General features: G+C 61.8%; 13 protein-coding genes and 1 pseudogene. 12 read left to right on the top strand and 2 right to left on the bottom strand.

Annotated features, from left to right (window positions below; all coding sequences use genetic code 11):
- Window positions 1-115 precede the first annotated feature (115 nt).
- The 4 genes and pseudogenes from FIU81_RS08445 to FIU81_RS08430 all read left to right on the top strand — a co-directional run bounded on the left by FIU81_RS08445 (window position 116) and on the right by FIU81_RS08430 (window position 5,028).
- Window positions 116-1,144: pseudogene (locus tag FIU81_RS08445) on the top strand (IS110 family transposase).
- An 862-nt stretch (window positions 1,145-2,006) separates the two neighbouring features.
- Window positions 2,007-2,552 (top strand): GbsR/MarR family transcriptional regulator, encoded by a 546-nt coding sequence (locus FIU81_RS08440; RefSeq protein WP_124112923.1) that lies wholly within the window; start codon window positions 2,007-2,009, stop codon window positions 2,550-2,552.
- Window positions 2,553-2,573: 21 nt separating this feature from the next.
- Entirely contained in the window at window positions 2,574-4,010 is a 1,437-nt protein-coding gene (locus tag FIU81_RS08435; RefSeq protein WP_124112924.1) for a cytochrome ubiquinol oxidase subunit I, read from the top strand.
- Between the two features lie 4 nt (window positions 4,011-4,014).
- A complete protein-coding gene (locus FIU81_RS08430) occupies window positions 4,015-5,028 on the top strand; it encodes a cytochrome d ubiquinol oxidase subunit II (RefSeq protein WP_124112925.1) in 1,014 nt (337 codons plus the stop codon).
- 11 nt (window positions 5,029-5,039) lie between these two features.
- Here FIU81_RS08430 and FIU81_RS08425 read toward each other — a convergent pair whose 3' ends face one another.
- Window positions 5,040-5,972: a hydrogen peroxide-inducible genes activator gene (locus tag FIU81_RS08425; RefSeq protein ID WP_124112926.1), complete on the bottom strand. Its 933-nt coding sequence runs from the start codon at window positions 5,970-5,972 to the stop codon at window positions 5,040-5,042.
- Between the two features lie 153 nt (window positions 5,973-6,125).
- Between FIU81_RS08425 and FIU81_RS08420 the strand changes: the two genes are divergently transcribed.
- Window positions 6,126-6,362, top strand: a complete 237-nt coding sequence (locus FIU81_RS08420; RefSeq protein ID WP_124112927.1) for a YdcH family protein — start codon at window positions 6,126-6,128, stop codon at window positions 6,360-6,362.
- Window positions 6,363-6,953: 591 nt separating this feature from the next.
- Here FIU81_RS08420 and FIU81_RS08415 read toward each other — a convergent pair.
- Window positions 6,954-7,895, bottom strand: coding sequence for a YihY/virulence factor BrkB family protein (locus FIU81_RS08415; RefSeq protein ID WP_152460910.1), 942 nt, complete (start codon window positions 7,893-7,895; stop codon window positions 6,954-6,956).
- Window positions 7,896-8,086: 191 nt separating this feature from the next.
- On the opposite strand from FIU81_RS08415, the gene FIU81_RS08410 reads away from it, so the two are divergent.
- The 7 genes from FIU81_RS08410 (at window position 8,087) to FIU81_RS08380 (ending at window position 16,345) form a co-directional block, all read left to right on the top strand.
- Complete coding sequence (locus FIU81_RS08410; protein WP_124112174.1) at window positions 8,087-9,055, top strand: IS5 family transposase; 969 nt, start codon at window positions 8,087-8,089, stop codon at window positions 9,053-9,055.
- A gap of 365 nt (window positions 9,056-9,420) precedes the next feature.
- Window positions 9,421-11,466: an HAD-IIB family hydrolase gene (locus FIU81_RS08405; protein ID WP_254695875.1), complete on the top strand. Its 2,046-nt coding sequence runs from the start codon at window positions 9,421-9,423 to the stop codon at window positions 11,464-11,466.
- A gap of 4 nt (window positions 11,467-11,470) precedes the next feature.
- Complete coding sequence (locus FIU81_RS08400; RefSeq protein ID WP_124112175.1) at window positions 11,471-12,625, top strand: glycosyltransferase; 1,155 nt, start codon at window positions 11,471-11,473, stop codon at window positions 12,623-12,625.
- Window positions 12,622-13,563, top strand: a complete 942-nt coding sequence (locus FIU81_RS08395; RefSeq protein WP_124112176.1) for a glycosyltransferase family 2 protein — start codon at window positions 12,622-12,624, stop codon at window positions 13,561-13,563. Before FIU81_RS08400 ends, FIU81_RS08395 begins: the two co-directional genes overlap by 4 nt.
- A 4-nt stretch (window positions 13,564-13,567) precedes the next feature.
- Window positions 13,568-14,701, top strand: coding sequence for a glycosyltransferase (locus FIU81_RS08390; RefSeq protein ID WP_124112177.1), 1,134 nt, complete (start codon window positions 13,568-13,570; stop codon window positions 14,699-14,701).
- Between the two features lies 1 nt (window position 14,702).
- On the top strand, window positions 14,703-15,524 hold the full coding sequence (locus tag FIU81_RS08385; protein ID WP_254695874.1) for a sulfotransferase family protein: 822 nt from the start codon (window positions 14,703-14,705) through the stop codon (window positions 15,522-15,524).
- An 80-nt stretch (window positions 15,525-15,604) separates the two neighbouring features.
- Complete coding sequence (locus FIU81_RS08380; protein ID WP_124112179.1) at window positions 15,605-16,345, top strand: Crp/Fnr family transcriptional regulator; 741 nt, start codon at window positions 15,605-15,607, stop codon at window positions 16,343-16,345.
- The last annotated feature ends 437 nt before the right edge of the window (window positions 16,346-16,782 follow it).

Genomic DNA, 16,782 nt, shown 5'->3' with positions numbered 1-16,782 from the left:
CCCTATTGATTGGATTGCCCCGTTCTCCACCTGACGGGCCTTGATGGTGTGACCGCCCCCCGACGGCATTAACGTGCCAAGGTGGGTCTGCAATGATCCACATAGGAGAGCGGTCATGTTGGAGATTATCACGGTCGGGCTCAATCTGGCTAAGAATGTGTTCCAATTTCATGGAGCGGACGCATCCGGTCGGACGGTGCTACGTCGCAAATTGCGGCGCGGACAGGTACTTGAGGTCCTGGCCGGACTACCGAGTTGCACGGTGGCGATGGATGCCTGCGGCGGCGCGCATTTCTGGGGCCGGGAGATCGGGAAGCTGGGTCACCAGGTTCGTCTGATCCTGCCGGCCTACGTGAAGCCATTCGTGCGCAGGCAAAAGAACGATACGGCTGGTGCCGAGGCGATTTGCGAGGCGGCGCAGCGCCCGAACATGCGGTTCGTGCCGGTGAAAAGCGAGGAGACGCAGGTTGCCGCTGCGGTGTTCCGTGTGTGCGAACTTCTGATCCGGCAGCGCACGCAGACGATCAACGCTCTTCGGGGCCACCTGACCGAGTTCGGCGAGGTCGTCCCGCAAGGTGCCGCGAACAGGCGTTAGCTGATTGCGCTGATCGAAGACCCCGGCAGCGATCTGCCCAAGACGGCACGAGCGACGTTGCAGGTCCTCGTGGACGGCCTGCGCCACCTCAATGAGCGGATCGCCGGGCTCGACGCCGAGATCGCCCGTCGTGCGCGGGAGGACGAACTGGCGCGGCGACTGATGACGATCCCCGGCATCGGCCCGCTGATCGCCACGGCGTTGGCGACACTCGCTCCGCCGCCGGAGCACTTCCGGCGTGCCCGCGACTTCGCCGCCTGGCTCGGGCTGACGCCAAGGCAGCATTCCACGGGCGGCAAGCAGCCACTCGGGACGACGACCAGGATGGGAAAGCGCTCGCTCAGGCGGCTGTTGATCCTCGGGGCCAACAGTGTGGTGATCAAGCGCAGCACCAATCCCATGGCGCAGCCGGGAACTTGGCTCGGCGGGCTGCTCACGCGCAAGCCGGGGATGCTGGCTCGGGTGGCGCTTGCGAACAAGATGCCGCGCATCGTCTGGGTCCTGATGGCCCGGGGCGGCGTCTACAGAGCTCCGGTCGCGGCGGCGTAGGTCGTCTGCGGTCGCGGGGGACGTCGGAGCGTAATAGGGCAAGGAGCGGTATGGCGCAATCTTCGTGAGACAGGACCAGGACACCCAGGGTGCAACAAAATGCCACCGAGCACGCGGCCTTGATCTGGACCCGATCCTCGACCACCATACGGATCCGCGGCACAGACGGCCGCATCGAGAGGCCGGATACATGTCAGCACCCGATGGCGCGCCAGATGAAGCTTCGGAGAACCCTCTTGCGCACGGGGCGGTTACTCATGTTGCACGAAATGTCTGACAAACGGATCTCCTCTTACCGAACTGTTCGAGATCGCTCAGAGTGAAAGCCTTGCCGTCGAACGAACGGTGATTGCGCGGAACGGTCCGTGCCTCATGTCATTGTCCTGTGAGGGCGGGGAGCCGACATTCGCTGCGGGCGCGAGCTTAGCGCGTTCTCGCGGTCGGAGCAGACATTCAGCCTGACTCGCTCCTGCGGACCCGGGTTAACCGACACTAAGGGCGGAAACCGGTCCTGCGCTTTGGATGCGAAGGCACACAGTCCGCTCTTGAAAAATTTATATTCGATGAGGAACCCGAGCCTGCACAGACTCTGACGACACAAGAGACTGGAGAGGAACCTCCTGTGCGATCGCCGCAAATGTCAAATAGGTATAGGGTGCTCTGCCACGGGCTTTTTCCTCCGCCGTCGGTCTGAAGCCGTCTTAACCTTGCGCTGCTCCCCGCGGCATCCCTGGCCGTACTGTCTAATCTACTCCAAATTTTTTGCTCGGAAGGAAGTCAGCAGCAGTTGAAGCCTACCGTCGCCGGTCATATCTAAATTTTCAGAAATTACTGAAAGTTCTGTAGGCCGATGGTTCAGCCGATGAAATTGCCGCCGCTCCATCAGGAGTTCGTCCTTCACTTCGGTGAGATGGGCAGTCGTTGGGGGATCAACCGAACGGTTGGGCAGATCTACGCGCTGCTGTTCTTGTCGAGCGAGGCGCTGAACGCCGATCAGATTACCGAAGCGCTGGGCATCAGCCGGTCGAATACCTCGATGGGGCTGAAAGAGTTGCAAGCGTGGCGGCTCGTGCGGCTGAAACATGTGCCCGACGACCGCAAGGATCATTTCACCACGCCAGGCGACCTGTGGGAGATCGTCCGCATCCTGATCGAAGAGCGCAAGAAGCGCGAGATCGATCCTACGCTGTCGAAGCTGCGCGCGCTTGAGATGCAGGGGCCTGCGGGCGACGACTACTCCGAAGCCCGCATCTCGGAACTGCGCGAGATGATCGAGATGATGACGGATTTCTACGAAGACATGGCCCGGCTTGAGACCGAGAAACTGGTGCGCCTTATGACCTACGGCAGCCGACTTGCGGGCCTCATGGACAAGGTCGGTGGCTACCTGCCGTCGACGAAACGCTAACCCTGGACCGAAGACAAAACGATGGAAGCTCTCGACACCCTGATCCTGAGCCGCATCCAGTTTGCGGCAAATATCTCATTCCACATCCTTTTCCCGACGATCACCATCGCACTGGGCTGGGTGCTGCTGTTTTTCCGCCTGCGCTTTGCGCGCACGGGCGATGAGAAATGGATGGCGGCCTATCGGTTCTGGGTGAAGGTCTTCGCCTTGTCCTTCGCGATGGGCGTCGTGTCGGGGATAACCATGTCGTTCCAGTTCGGCACCAATTGGCCGGGCTTCATGGAAACCGTCGGCAACATCGCCGGGCCGCTTCTGGCGTATGAGATCATGACTGCGTTCTTCCTTGAGGCGGCGTTCGTCGGGATCATGCTGTTCGGCTTTTCCCGCGTGCCGGGCTGGTTGCATATCACCGCGACCGCGCTGGTGGCCTTCGGCACGACCCTGTCGACTTTCTGGATCATCGTGCTGAACAGTTGGATGCACACGCCGCAGGGCTTCGAGATGATCGACGGCGTCGCCCATGCGACAAGCTGGTGGGACATCATCTTCAACCCATCGATGCCCTACCGTTTCGGCCACATGATGCTGGCGTCGTTCCTGACTGTGTCGTTCCTGGTGGCGGGTGTCTCGGCCTACCGCTGGATCATCGGGGATCGGTCGCGTGACGTGCGCGCGATGCTGAAGACGGGCGTGGCCATGGGCGCGATCCTGATCCCATTGCAGATCCTTATGGGTGACATGCACGGCCTAAACACGAAGGAGTATCAACCGGCCAAAGTCGCGGCGATGGAAGGCCTGTGGGAGACGCAGGAAAGTGCGCCGCTGGTCCTGTTCGGCCTGCCCGACGAAGAGGCGCGCACCAACCGCTATGCCGTCGAAATTCCGGGCCTTGCGTCTTTCATTCTGACCCACGAATGGGACGGCAAGCTGAAGGGCCTGAACGATTTCGTGGCCGAAGACGGCACGGTCATGCACCCGCCGGTCAGCCCCGTCTTCTGGTCCTTCCGCGTGATGGTCGGCACCGGCATGGCCATGCTGGCCCTCAGCTGGTCCGCCGCGGCCTTCATGTGGCTGCGCCGCAATCGCCACGAGGGACGGATCAAAGGCCACTGGTTGGCGGTCGAGGGCCTGCCCAAGCCGATCCTTTGGGCGCTAGTGCCGATGGCGTTCTCTGGCTGGGTCGCCACGCTTGCGGGGTGGTACACGACAGAGATCGGCCGCCAACCATGGTTGGTGCAAGGCGTCATGACGACCGACATGGCCGTGGCCGACGTGCCGGCGCCCATGGTGATGGGCACGCTGGTGACCTACCTCGCCGTCTATGCCGTGCTGCTGGCCTCTTACATCGGCGTGATCGTCTACCTCGCGCGGAAGGCCGCGCGGGGGCAGGACGCCCGCGCCATCAGCATGTCTCATTCGGGCAAGGCTCAGGTCACTGCCCTGACCCCAGCGGAGTAAACCGATGCTTCCCGACTTCTCTAATCCCGCCGACTGGCTGCCATGGGCTTTCGCCTCTCTGATGGGTCTGTCGATCCTCGTCTACGTTGTACTGGACGGCTTCGATCTGGGCGTCGGCATCTTGTTCCCCTTGGCCGAAAAGGCCGAGCAGGAGCGGATGATTGGCTCTATCGGGCCGTTCTGGGACGCGAATGAGACCTGGCTGGTGCTGGCCGTGGGGCTGCTGCTGGTCGCCTTCCCGACGGCGCATAGGATGATCCTGTCGACCCTTTACCTGCCGGTCTTCGCCATGTTGATCGGCCTGATCCTGCGCGGCGTCGCGTTCGAGTTCCGGGCCAAGGCGCGCGACCACCACAAGGTGCTGTGGAACCGTCTGTTCTTTGCAGGTTCGCTGACCACGGCACTGGCGCAGGGCTTCATGCTGGGCCTCTACGTCATGGGGCTGGAGAAGTCGGCAGAGACATACCTCTTCGCCACGCTCACCTCAGTCTTTCTTGCGGTCGGCTATAGCTTCATCGGGGCGACATGGCTGGTTCACAAGACGACCGATGCCCTACAGGCCAAGGCCCTGCGTTGGGCGCGGCGCAGCCTGTGGGGCATCATCGCAGGTGTGGGCGCCGTATCGTTGGCCACACCGCTGGCGGATGACCGCATCTTCGCCAAGTGGTTCACCTATCCAGAGATCCTGTGGCTGATCCCCTTGCCGCTGATCTCCGGCGCGCTGGTCGTGACGCTATGGTGGATGCTGCGGCGGATGCCCTTCGCGGGCGACCGCTGGGACTGGTTGCCCTTCGCGACCTCCAGCGCCATCTTCGCGCTGGCTTACGTGGGGCTTGCCTACAGCTTCTACCCCTACGTGGTGCCAGAGCGGCTAACGATCTACGAAGCCGCCGCGGCGCCGGAAAGCCTGATCATCATCTTCGTCGGGGCCTGCTTCGTCGTGCCCATCATCATCGCCTACTCGGTGCTCGCCTACGTGATCTTCGGCGGCAAGGCGATCGAGCTGCGCTACGACTGACGCGCACCCGGTCACTCGATCACCACGACCCCGGCAAACCTGTCGCGAACTACAACGTTGATCAACGCCGACATGCGCCGGATCAGGTCGCGATGGGCTGATCGCCGTCGCCAGGCCAGTCCTATAGAACGCTTGACCCGATCCTTGCGGAACGGATGGATGATAACGTCGCCTGCCGTTGAGGACACCTCTGATCGGGCGTAGAGAGCGGGCAGGAAGCTGATGCCCATATCAAGGGCCGTCATCTGCCGCACCGCGTCTAAACTGGTGCCTTCGTAGTCGCGCCGCAGGTTCGCGTCCAACTCCTCGCACAGCGCTGCTACTTGCGTGTGCAAGCGGTAGGCGTCCGACAAGCCAAGCACGTCCAGCCCCGCAAGATCCGCGTCCGCGATCGTCTTTTGGGCAGCCAGCGGATGGTCCCGCGCCATCGCCAGCTTCAACGGCTCTCTGAACAGCCGCATGACTTCGGTATCCCCCGACGCCACCGGCAGTTGCGTCAGAATCAGGTCGTGCTGCCCGGTCAAAAGCTCTTCCTGCAACACAACCGGTGTGGCGTCGCGCACGATCACCTTCAGTGACGGATAGGCTGCGTGAAGCTGGCGCATGACGTGCGGCATCAGGTACGGCCCCAGTGTTGGGGTAGAGCCAAGGCGGATCGTCCCGCTGAACCCTTCGCGGGCGTCTTGGGCCAGCGTGCGCAGAGTCTGTGCCTCGTCCAAGATCCTCCGCGCCTGTTCCAGTACCTTCCTGCCGTTCGGGGTCAGCACCGCACCGCGCTGGCCGCGTTCGACCAGTTTAAACCCAAGCACCTCTTCCAGTCCCACGATCTGCTGGCTGAGCGATGGCTGACTGATACCGACCCGTTCGGCGGCGCGCCGGTAGTGGCGCGTATCCGCAAGCGCCACGAAGTAGGTCAGCTGTTTCAAAGTGACGTCAGCGGCCATGGGGCGTCCTTCTGCGACGGAAGCTGTCCGATTAATATAGGAAAAACCAATCGGACTTTCAGGTTATTCTATATTTATCCAATCGTATCCCCAGCCCATATTCATCCTGTGGCCAGGGTGGTCACCGCGAAACATTATCTACGGAGAAACCCAATGCATATGACGTCCGCCAGGAACCTGCCCTCCCTTCAGACGAGGGTCGCCAACCTGCGCCGGCGCCATCTTGATCTGGCGGCGCGCATCGAAGACGAATTGCAGCGGCCCGCCCCATGCAGCATGTCCCTGCAGGACCTGAAGCGCCGTCGCCTGAGTTTGAAGGATCAGATCGCTCGCCACGAGACTGTCATGCGCAATCCAAACGGTGCGCAGTTTCCGTTGGGGGCGGCGTGACGGGGATGTTGTATTTCAACTTCCTGTTCCGCAACACCGGGATCGGCCGGATGCACAGTGCCGATCTAAAAGATATGCGAAGCGCTCTCTTACCGGACGACCCTGATGTGCCCAACGACGCAGATGGGCCTGCGAGGACGAGAGACCACGCAAATGACGCATACCGTTACGACACGGCATCCTGATTAGCACGTAAGCCGTCGAGAGAGGGGCAAAGCCCCTCTCACACATCGAGCCGATCGGGAGGCCAAGGACAAAGCACGCTTCCGGTAGTAGCTTAAGAGACTACCGTGACCTGTTCCTTGTCGCGGTGGTCTGCAAAGGTGTCGACCTTGATGCGAACACCAATCTGCCATTCTAAATCGATGGTTGAGCCGTCAAGAACATCCTTCGAGCCAGGTCTTAAAAAAACATATCTCGAACGCGCTATGCCCGACGGTAGGTCACGCATTCACGCTGAGTTCGTGATGCAGCGTAATGCTGCACGCAGGTGCGAATGTCGCCTTCGGCGAAGCCGCACTACAGTGAGGATCGCAATATTGAGTGTCCGGTATGGGCCGATTGTGCCGGTCCAGAACAATAAGCCGAACACTACCCATCATTGCGCAACGCCCGCGCAAGGCGCCGAATGCGGATCGCTCTGTTCAGCTCGCCGCCGAAGATCAGGACCAGTGCGGCGAGGTACAGGAAGTATAGCGCGGCGACGATTCCCGCGAGGCCACCGTAGTAGCTGGCGTAGGGGGCGAAATGGCCGAGGTAGTAAGAGAACGTTGCGGTCAGTGCTGTCCACGCGCCGACCGTGAACAGCACGCCGGGATAGATCGACGAGAACTGCGTGCGCCGGGCGGGCAGGAAGACATGCGCCAGAAAGAGCGAGAACACGAGGATCACTCCGGCCGCCGGGTAGCGCACGAACCCCACAGTGACCGACGCAGGATCGAAGCTCGGAAACAGAACGTGCATCCAAGAGCCTGCGCGAGGGCCGAGGACCAGCAGATAGCCCACCACGACCAGCACAAGGCTGGCGACCACCACCATCAGCGCCATCAACGGATAGAGCACGTACCACGCGCGATTCTCGGGGACTCCGTAAGCGCGGTTAAGGCCCACGCGGATGCCATCGACGCCACCGAGCGCGAACCAGATGGTCAGCAAGATACCGACGGACAGCACGCCGCCGCGCGGCACTGTCATCACCTGCCTGACTTCCGACACGATGGGTTCGATCAGGGTCTCGGGAACAATGGCGATCAGGAAAGAGATCAGATCATCGGCCATGGTGGGGCTGCCGAAAAACGCGGTCAGCGAAGAGGTGAAGATCAGGAACGGGAAGACCGCCAACAGCACACGGAACGCCACATTCCCTGCCAGACCGAAGGCATCGTCGCTCCACAAGCGCAATCCGGCCTCGCGCACGATGCCCCGTGCGGCGTGCCACCCGGTGCCGCGCAACAGTCCTTCGGGGTTATCGGTGACGATGCCGTGGGTCATGACGGCGTCACGACCCGGTTCGGTCGGCTGACGTTCATCCATGCGGGTTCCCTCGCTAGAGACCTCATATCTAACCTGCTGTGGTCGGTGGGCGAGGCTTTGTTGCGCAAAGGAGGTGAGGGGCGCACTTCCCCTTTCCCCAGACGCACTTATCCCACGGGCTCGGTGACGGCCTTGTTGCACAAAGCACGTGAAGGATTCATCTCGTGAATCCAGCGTGGTAGCTGGCGGGCATGATCAAGCCCACCCCCACGACCTACAAGACGACGAATTGGCCGGCCTATAACGAGGCGCTCAAGCGTCGAGGCTCGCTGACGATCTGGTTCGACCCCGAGATGAAGTGGGACGCTGCGCCCACCGGTAAGCGCGGCCGCCAGCAGACCTACAGCGATGCGGCCGTTCAGACCTGTCTCACCATGAAGGTATTGTTCGGCATGGCGTTGCGCCAAACCACGGGTTTCGTGGAGAGCCTGTTGAAGCTGGTCGGCCTGGACTGGACGGTGCCAGATTTTAGCACCCTGTCACGTCGCCAGAAGCCTCTCGCCGTGAACATCCCCTATCGCGGCTCCAGAGGCCCGCTGCATCTTCTGGTCGATAGCACCGGGATCAAGGTCGAGGGCGAAGGCGAGTGGCACGCGCGCAAGCATGGCGGCTCCAAACGACGCGTCTGGCGCAAGATCCACCTCGGAATCGACGAGCAGACGCTGGAGGTCCGGACAATTGAGGGTTCACTGGCGAATGCCACTGGTCCGAAAGAGCCAGTGGACGGAAACCACATCGGCGACGCGCCAGTGCTGCCCGATTTGCTCAGTCAGATCTCACCTGAGCAGGAGATCGGCAGCGTGACCGCAGACGGCGCCTACGACACGCGCAATTGCCACGATGCCATCGCGGATAGAGGCGCCCACGCCGTCATTCCGCCCCGCAAAAATGCCAAACCCTGGAAGCCGACCACGGCTGGTGCGGTAGCACGTAACGAGGCCCTCCGAGCGTCGAAATACCTGGGACGGGCGATCTGGCGAAACTGGAGTGGATACCATCGCCGAAGCCGCGCCGAGACGAAGATGAACTGCATGAAGCTACTGGGGCAGCGCCTCATGGCGCGGGACTTCGACCGTCAGGTCGCCGAGGTCCAAGTCCGCATTGCCATCATGAACGGATATACCGCACTCGGCATACCCGTCACAAAGGCCGTGGGCTAAGTGTGGCTGGGGAAAGGGGAAGTCCGATTAGCAGCTGCTTTGTGCAACAAGGCCGTGTCGGTCTGCTCATGCAGCCCAGCTACCTCCCCAGGTTCACGAGCTGAATCCCTCTCAGGATTTGAGTAACAGAGCCGTTTCAAAGCCCCGTTAGCCCGCTTCGGCTAGCGCGACGTCTTTTGACGTTAAAATGGTTTAGCGTTTTGCGAACCCCAATAAATGGTGCCGGAACCGACGCCGCGAGATCGTGCGTTAGCGGTCCAATGGTCGACATCAAAGACCGTCATTTGTGTAAGTGTTTCTTCGGATATCCGTCGGCGCGGCGTTGCGCCCTACGGCTGTTCGAGGTGACCTCGTGAGGGGCCTGTATGAGTGCGAGTGTAAAACCTTTGAACATCTGGCATCTTGCTCTTGGGGGATGCCTGTCCGCACCGCCCGTGCCCTACGGTCTGACCGAAGATACTGGTGGGCACATTGCGTTTGTTCTTGGTGCCGCCACAGCGCAGGCCAATCTTTCCAGCGTCGGGCATGTCACCATCGTCACCCGCGGCTTCCACGATAAGCGGTTGGGAACACGCTACGGGTATCCGACTGAGCCCGTCGGACCCGATTGCACCATCCGCCGACTGTTCACGGACTGTGTCGGGTATCTTGAAAAGGGACGGCTGAATGATGAATTGCCGTCTCTGACAGATGCGTTTCTGAAGATGCTGGAGGAACATCCGCGCCCTGATGTGATACATGCCCATTTCGCGGATGCCGCGCAGCTTGCACAGGCGGCGCAAGAGCGGTTCGGTATCCCTTGGGTCTACACGCCCCACTCGCTGGGGATCGACAAACTGGCCGACGGGGCAAGTGGCGCGGCCCTGCAATCGCGTATCGAGCAGGAGCGCGATGCAATCCTCGGTGCCGGTGTTATTGTGACTTCGTCGCGGGACGAGGCCGAACGGCAGGTTGCGGCTTACGGCTTCGCCTCGCATGGGCGCGTTCACCGTGTCGACCCCGGAGTGGATGTGTCGCGCTCAGCCGATACCAATGCTGCACGGCGTCTGGTTGCGCCGTTCTTGCGTGACCTTGGAAAGCCAATTGTACTGGCGATTGCCCGTCCTGTCGAAAAGAAGAACTTGGCGGGTGTGATCAGGGGCTTCGTCTCTGACCCGACCCTGCGCAAACGTGCGAACCTCGTGATTCTGCCGGGTCTGCGCGATGGTTTGTCGGACGGTTGTCCTGAGCAGCGACGGGTGATGGCCGATCTGTTCGACTTGGTGGACCGGCACGATCTTTGGGGTAGCATCGCTATGCCCCGGCAACACTCTGCCGCCGAGGTCCAGTCCATGTATGCCTGGGCGGCACAAGGCGGCGTTTTCGTGGCCCCTTCGTTCCACGAGCCGTTCGGACTGACGATCGTAGAGGCAGCGCAGGCGGGTGTTCCGATCGTGGCGACGTGCCGTGGTGGGCCATCGAGCATCGTCGCAGAGATTAGTGCGGGTATTCTGGTCGACCCGAAGGACGATGCCTGTATCGGCCGCGCAATAGGGTCTATGCTCGATGCGCCGCGACACGAGATCGATCAGGCCAAGGTGAAGGCGAGAGCCGTCTATTCCTGGCCGAGATGGGCTGCGCGCGTCGATACGATCTACCGCGATCTTCTTCGCCCGCGTAAAGTGCAGGCGTCGGTGGGTATGCTGTTGGCCAGCGACATCGACGATACACTGACTGGCGATCGGGCCGGTGCGCGGGCGTTCGGTAAATGGCTGAAGGCAAAGCACAAATTCGGCTTCGCGGCTGTGACTGGGCGGTGCCTGTCAGAGGCGAGACGCGTCATCGCCGATTGGGACCTGCCGGTTCCGCAGGTTTGGATCACCTCTGTCGGGACCGAGATCTGGCGGCCTGATGCGCAGGGCGGTTTGGCTTTGTGCAACGAATATGCCTCTGTGATTTCGAATGGTTGGGATGCCGGGCGCATCGAAGATATCTTGGCCGATCTGCGTTTGACGCCGCAGGATGGCTACGAGCAGCGCCCTTGGAAGCGCTCTTACTTCGGGACGGAAAGGCAGGCGCAGCGGGCAGAACTTCTACTCGCGCAGGCTGGGATCGCCGCACGGGTTATTCCGTCCCACGGGCGGTTCATCGATGTGATCCCGGTGCGGGCCGGCAAGGCCAACGCGGTTCGCTTCGAACTAGAACGCATGGGGTTGCCGCAACACCAGTGCATCGTTGCAGGCGACAGCGGCAACGATGCGGACATGCTGTCCCAGATGCCCAAAGCCGTCGTGCCTGCGAATGGCCGATCAGAGATCGCGCATATCGAGCAGCCAGGCCTGTATCGGGCGTCCCGGTCCCACGCGTTCGGTGTGATCGAGGGGGTCGAGGCGCATCGAACCTTCGAACAGCTTCCGATGGCCGCGGAGTAGGGCGATGAAGGATTTCGCCGCCAATCAAAGCCCTCGCCCCATCGGATATTTCTGTCACCATCAGGGCAGGGGGCACGCAGTCCGTGCCGCGGCTATCGTCAACGCGCTTGGCCCGTCGCAGCCGGTAACGATTTTCTGCGCCCGTACGGACATCTTTCCCCCGCTAAGAGCCGGGGTCACCATCGAGCCCATCCCGTCGCTATTCGAACCATCAGGTCAAGAGGATGATCGGTTCGCGTCGCTGCGAACGCCCGACACGCTGCATTGCGCGCCGGTCGGTTGGCCGGGCATACGAACCGCGATGGCGCGTATGGCGCAGTGGTTCGACACGGCGGACCCCGCGCTTGTGATCACCGATGTGTCGGCAGAAGTCGCGCAGCTTGCCCGCATCTGCTCGGTCCCGCACGTGGCCGTCGTTCAGCATGGCGACCGCGGCGATCCGGGCCATCGGGCTGCCTATGACGGGGCAGTGGGGCTCATCGCGCCGTTCCATGCTGACCTTGCGCAGCCCGAATGGCCGCAGAACCAAGTCGCGAAGACCTGTTTTGCTGGCGGACTGGGGGATACGGTCGATCTCCCCGATAGGCATACGGCGCGGCGTAGCCTTGGCCTGTCGGACGCGGAAACGGTCCACCTTGTCGTCTCTGGTGGCGGCGGCAGCGGGGTGACCTCTGCGCCACTTGGTGTGGCGGCCCGCGCCATGCCCGACGTTACTTGGCTGACCATCGGAGCGGTGCAGACCGACTGGCATGCGACCGAACCCGCGAACCTGCGGCATGCGGGGTGGGTCGACGATCCGGCACGCTACATTGCGGCCGCCGATCTGGTCATCTCTTCCACTGGGAACACGACCTGCGGGCAGGTCTTGCGCGCAGGCAAACCATGGATCGTCGTGCCCGAATGGCGCTACTTCGACGAGCAGGTCCGAAAGGCAGAGGCATTGGCCCGCGCCTGTGCCGCCTTGCATCTGCCACACCTGCCGTCATCCGCGCATCGTTGGAAAGAGGCGGTCGCGCAGGCGCAGACCCTTCACGATTCGACGGGCCAGACCGCGCTGCTCGATGTCGCGCCCGCCGCAAAGGTCGCGGCGTGGATCGAGGGGCTGCTCGCAAATCCCAATCAAGCAATCACATCCCACCCCGAAGGAATCCCGGCATGACCGTATCCGTTCTGACCATCGCTTCCGGGCGCGCCGACCACCTTGCGAATGTGATCGAGGGTCTGTGCCGTCAAACGCTGCAACCCCGTGAGCTCGTAATCGGCGTCATGCAGGACGCCCCTTATGACCTGCCCGAAACGCCGTTCCCGGTTCGCCAGATCCACGTTACCGGGCCGAAACTTCCCTTGGCCGCGGCGCGTAACGCGGTCGCAAACGGTGCGGTCGGTGATCGCCTGATCTTCCTGGACGTCGACTGCATCCCCGCCGAGACCCTTGTCGCCGACTACGCCGCCGTTCTGACGCCGGGCGCGGGCGTCTTCATGGGAGAGGTCGGTTATCTGCCCAAGGGTGCGACGGATGGCGACCGGAATGACGCCCGGTTCGAAGCCCTCGCGATCCGCCACGGTGACCGGCAGGGGCCTCCGCCGCAGGGCGCGCGTTTGTGCAACGACTATCGTTGTTTCTGGTCATTGAACTTCGCCATGCACCGCGCGGACTGGATCGCCTCGGGCGGGTTCGACGAACGGTTCGTCGGCTACGGCGGAGAGGATACGGACTTCGGCAGAACACTGGACGAGGTCGATGTCCGGATCTGGTGGCTGAAGGGCGCGAAGGTCTATCATCAATTCCACCCCCACTTCATGCCACCGATCCACCATGCGGCGTCGGTCATCCGCAACGCCGAGCTGTTTGGCCAGAAATGGGGCTACCGGACGATGGAGCACTGGCTGGCCGCCTTCCGCATGATGGGCCTAATCGAAGAGACGCCGCAGGGCATGCGCGTCTTACACGCGTTGACCGACGACGATCTGGCCCTGTGTCGTCAGCAAGACAACATGCCCTACGCCAGCACCCGCCGCGTGCTGGATTATCTGCGCGGGCGCGAAGCACGGTGCGAGATGGCCAAGCTGGCCGCGCCTGCCCACGCGGCAGAGTAGCAGCATGCGGATCGGTGTTCTTGCCCACATACGCCACCCCATCGCACCGCCTTTCATGGGCGGGATGGAGGCGCATTCCTATCATCTGGTCAAAGGTCTTCAGGTCCGCGGGCATGAGGTTACGCTAATCGCCTCGGGTGACAGCGATGCGGGGTGCGCGCTGCTTCCCATGGTGGAAGAACACTACGACCGGGAGCTGCCGTGGCATCGCTTCCATGGGACTCCGGTCCTGACCGGGCATCTTGATCACGCGCATGATGCGATCATTCCGGCGTTGTCGGACGGGCGGTTCGACGTCATTCACAACAACGGATTGCACCGCTACCCACCGCGCCTTGCGCGGCGCGACAGGGCTCCGATGGTAACGTCTCTGCACGTTCCGCCCTTCGATGTCCTGCGCCGCTCCGTGGCTGACAGTGCGGCGCCGTGGTCGCATTTCACCACATGCTCTGCGCAGCAGCAGACCCGCTGGTGGCCGGAGGGCGCACCATCTCAATCCCAAGTGGTTCCCAATGGGATCGATCTTGCCGACTGGCCATACGTCGAGCAGGGCGATGGAACTGCCGTCTGGGCAGGGCGCATGACGCCGACCAAGGGCGCGCACCTTGCCGTACAGGCGGCACGATCGCGGGGGGTGGACCTGACCCTGTTCGGTGCCATCGAGCATCGCGACTACTTCAACGATCACGTCCGACCATACTTGGGGGACGGCATCCGCTACGGCGGCCACCTGACCGGGGCGGATCTTGCAGCGCAGATGGGGCGCGCATCGGTTCTGCTGTTCACCCCGATGTGGGATGAGCCGTTCGGTCTTGTCGCGATCGAAGCCATGAGCTGTGGCGTTCCGGTCGCCGCGCTGGACAGCGGCGCAGTGCGCGAAGTGATTGGCCCGGCAGGGGCGTTCGCGACGGCCCCCGAGGCAGAGGCGTTGGCCAAGGCGATGGACCTCGCGCTGAGCATTCCCCGGCAGACCGTGCGTGCGCGGGTGGAAGCGCAGTTCACGACCGACAGGATGATCGCACGCTACGAGGCGCTGTATCACGCCGCGATCAAAGGGCGGGACGCGCCGTTCCCGCAAGCGACATTCGCGCCGCATGAGTTGCCATTGCGCAGTCCGGTGGCGCTGGCGGGAGAGTAAGATGTTCGAGCGCCACCCCATGTCGCGATCTGTCCGGCCGTCCGATCGACCCGTGCCGCGCTATGTCTTCGTTTGCGGGCTACACCGATCCGGCACAAGTCTGTTGGCCGGTTTGCTGGCCAGCCACCCCGATATAGCCGCCATCGAAAATACCGACGCACCGGAGCAGGAAGGCGTCTATCTTCAAGGCGCAATCCCCCATACGGCGCGCCATGGCGTGCCCGGGGCTTTCGCGTGGGACCCGGAGCAACACCTGACCGAAGCGTCGCGCTACAACTCTCTGGAAACGGCTTTGCGGTTGAAGCGTGATTGGGATCGCGTGTTTCCCGGCCACAGCCCATGGCGGGTTGAGAAATCGCCTGTGAACCTTCTGCGCACGCGGTTGTACCAGCAGCTCTTCCCGCTCGCCCATTTCGTGTTCATCACCCGTCATCCCGTAGCCACGGCTCGGGCCACGGCGAAGTGGACAACGGCATCCGAAGACCAGTTGGTCGATCATTGGCGGCACGCACATCAACTAATGCTCGACGATCTGCCATACCTGCACGCAGCACTGGTTTTGCGCTATGAAGATCTGACTGCCGATCCGGCAGCCAGCCTGTCCGCCCTTAGCGCTTTCCTTGATCTGACACCGATCCCGCAACCGGATATCGACATACAGAACCGCAATGCGGATTATCTGAACGGGAGGAAGAGCCGTCTACCGGACATTGCGCTGACGTTGGGCTACGGTCGAGGTGGTGCAGTGCATCCGTTGGGTGATCTTCGGTGTCGCCACCACCTTCGATCCCGGATCAGGGGTGTTCTGCAGCACGTGGGCTGATCTGTCCTTGCCGGGCACGCCGATTGTCTAGTGGTCGTACGCCCCTAAGTCTCTTTCTCACAGACGATCGGAAAGACCTGATGGCGACAAGCTGCCTGACAAACCGACTGCAGCACTACGTGGTCCTAACGGACCGCGAAGCCGAGTTCATCGCGCAGATGGAAAAAGACGAAAGGTCGCTGACCCGCCGCACGCCGATCTGCACGGCGGGCCAAGCGTCGGGGGATCTTATGCTCTTGAAGTACGGCTGGGCGGTTGTCCGGGGTGCATCTTTGAGAAATCGACGCCCCATACTGCGCATCTATCTTGCCGGAGAGATCATAGGCTTGGCCGAAATCAGTCGCAAAGAGGTTCTGCACTCGATCTACATGCAAACGGACGGCGCCATATGTCCATTTCCGCGCAATATGGTTCCCGAACTCTATCGAACAGTGCCGCGCCTTGCGGCTCTTCTCACGGCGCTTGAAAGCAGCGATCATTTGAGGACGCGCGAGCAGCTTCAGGTCGCCACCCGCGCCACGGCGGCAGAGAAGATCGCCTACTTGTTGCTCAGTCTTCATAACCGTCTATCGTTGGCGGGTGGCGTCGAGAGCAAGCGGTTCCGACTTCCGTTCTCGCAGGCCGAACTGGGGGATGTGGTGGGGCTTACCCCAGTTTACATCAACCGCATCCTGCAAGACCTTCGCGAAGGTCATCTGATCGACTACGCGGACCATCACGTCAGCATTCCCGACGTTGAGCAGCTAAGGTCGCAGCTTTCGTTCACGCCGATGAGCACAGAGATGGATACCGACTGGTTCCCCCCACCCGACACCGCCTGATCGTTTGGAATGAGAAGTAGATGGCAGCACTGGTCCTGAAACCTGACGCGACATTGTCATCGCGGCAACTGTCTTCTGCACCGAGTTTCGCACGAGAACTGCAAGACACCATAACTGTTAACCGAGCAGCATCTGCTCGAACGTTGATATGCGCTTCGGCGAGCCGAGCATAAAAGTCTAATGGGGCCTTCCTCTGGTGTTCGCTTTCTCACGGCCAGAATTGGCTCCGTGTCGGGAGTTGCCAAGATCGACCCCGTACAGCGTCCGGCTCTTTATGTTCCGATCTGGGCAAGCACTCGCTCAGAGCTCAGTATCGCTTCTAAACGCCCCTAAGATAGATATCTTTCTCTTTAGATCCCGCTCTGGATGTCGCGGTACCATCCATTCGGAAACGATTAGTCTCGACGGTGAACTATGGTGCGCTTGGAGTGCCCCCA

The organism is Palleronia sp. THAF1, assembly GCF_009363795.1.
Lineage (GTDB): Bacteria > Pseudomonadota > Alphaproteobacteria > Rhodobacterales > Rhodobacteraceae > Palleronia.
Note: the sequence above shows the minus strand (reverse complement) of the source record. Positions and strands in the feature narration are given on the sequence as shown.

Excerpts from the sequence above, each read along its gene's own strand:
- FIU81_RS08440 (WP_124112923.1), top strand. The coding sequence starts at position 2,007 with ATGAAATTGCCGCCGCTCCATCAGGAGTTCGTCCTTCACTTCGGTGAG.
- FIU81_RS08435 (WP_124112924.1), top strand. The coding sequence starts at position 2,574 with ATGGAAGCTCTCGACACCCTGATCCTGAGCCGCATCCAGTTTGCGGCA.
- FIU81_RS08430 (WP_124112925.1), top strand. The coding sequence starts at position 4,015 with ATGCTTCCCGACTTCTCTAATCCCGCCGACTGGCTGCCATGGGCTTTC.
- FIU81_RS08425 (WP_124112926.1), bottom strand. The coding sequence starts at position 5,972 with ATGGCCGCTGACGTCACTTTGAAACAGCTGACCTACTTCGTGGCGCTT.
- FIU81_RS08420 (WP_124112927.1), top strand. The coding sequence starts at position 6,126 with ATGCATATGACGTCCGCCAGGAACCTGCCCTCCCTTCAGACGAGGGTC.
- FIU81_RS08415 (WP_152460910.1), bottom strand. The coding sequence starts at position 7,895 with ATGGATGAACGTCAGCCGACCGAACCGGGTCGTGACGCCGTCATGACC.
- FIU81_RS08410 (WP_124112174.1), top strand. The coding sequence starts at position 8,087 with ATGATCAAGCCCACCCCCACGACCTACAAGACGACGAATTGGCCGGCC.
- FIU81_RS08405 (WP_254695875.1), top strand. The coding sequence starts at position 9,421 with ATGAGTGCGAGTGTAAAACCTTTGAACATCTGGCATCTTGCTCTTGGG.
- FIU81_RS08400 (WP_124112175.1), top strand. The coding sequence starts at position 11,471 with ATGAAGGATTTCGCCGCCAATCAAAGCCCTCGCCCCATCGGATATTTC.
- FIU81_RS08395 (WP_124112176.1), top strand. The coding sequence starts at position 12,622 with ATGACCGTATCCGTTCTGACCATCGCTTCCGGGCGCGCCGACCACCTT.
- FIU81_RS08390 (WP_124112177.1), top strand. The coding sequence starts at position 13,568 with ATGCGGATCGGTGTTCTTGCCCACATACGCCACCCCATCGCACCGCCT.
- FIU81_RS08385 (WP_254695874.1), top strand. The coding sequence starts at position 14,703 with ATGTTCGAGCGCCACCCCATGTCGCGATCTGTCCGGCCGTCCGATCGA.
- FIU81_RS08380 (WP_124112179.1), top strand. The coding sequence starts at position 15,605 with ATGGCGACAAGCTGCCTGACAAACCGACTGCAGCACTACGTGGTCCTA.